This window comes from Pseudomonas sp. PICF6, assembly GCF_009831705.1.
In the GTDB taxonomy this organism is placed as follows: domain Bacteria; phylum Pseudomonadota; class Gammaproteobacteria; order Pseudomonadales; family Pseudomonadaceae; genus Aquipseudomonas; species Aquipseudomonas rhizophila.
Genome location: NZ_WUUD01000032.1, coordinates 74,699 through 75,053, shown reverse-complemented (window position 1 = coordinate 75,053; position 355 = coordinate 74,699). Strand labels below are relative to the sequence as shown.

Below are 355 nucleotides of genomic sequence, written 5' to 3'. Positions count from 1 at the left end.
GAAATGGAACTACCGATTTTCCTGGAAGAGACCCTGTCGAGCGAATCGAAAAAGGTCAGCTTCCAGGTGCCGCAGTACAACGCCGCCGGCCAGCACGTCAGCAATACCAGCAAAAGCCTGAACGTGAAGATTCCCCTGGGTGTGACCGACGGCGAACGCATCCGCCTCAAGGGCCAGGGTGCGCCGGGTATTGGCGGCGGTGCCAATGGCGATTTGTACCTGACCATTCGTTTTGCCCCGCACCCCAAGTTCGACGTCGAAGGCCAGGATCTGATCATCACGTTGCCCCTGGCGCCGTGGGAATTGGCGCTGGGCACTGAAGTGGCGGTGCCGACCCTCACGGGCAAGATCAACC

The 355-nt window shown here is 60.3% G+C and carries 1 protein-coding gene; it reads left to right on the top strand.

Annotated features, from left to right (window positions below; translation table 11 throughout):
* Nucleotides 1-355, top strand: a 355-nt coding sequence (locus GSM73_RS20940; protein WP_306110027.1) for a DnaJ C-terminal domain-containing protein, incomplete at both ends; no start/stop codon positions are given.